A 265-nucleotide genomic window follows, 5' to 3' on the forward strand; every position below is an offset into this window, starting at 1 on the left:
CAGTAAGGATGGTGGAGCTATGCGGGATCGAACCGCAGACCTCCTGCGTGCAAGGCAGGCGCTCTCCCAGCTGAGCTATAGCCCCATCGTAGTTATCTCATTCACCTTAATTCTTGCTGAGACAAGGCGTGGAGCGGCGAAGCATACTGAAGTATGCGAGTCGTTTCACAACGCGGTATCAGAAAGAATTTGGTAGGCCTGAGTGGACTTGAACCACCGACCTCACCCTTATCAGGGGTGCGCTCTAACCACCTGAGCTACAAGC

General features: G+C 54.0%; 1 tRNA gene. It reads right to left on the reverse strand.

The features are described 5' to 3' along the window. Positions 1–9: 9 nt before the first annotated feature. Positions 10–85: transfer RNA gene (locus OGX96_RS00060), tRNA-Ala, on the reverse strand. Positions 86–265 lie beyond the last annotated feature (180 nt).

The organism is Citrobacter sp. Cpo100, from assembly GCF_030332595.1.
GTDB lineage: Bacteria > Pseudomonadota > Gammaproteobacteria > Enterobacterales > Enterobacteriaceae > Citrobacter > Citrobacter portucalensis.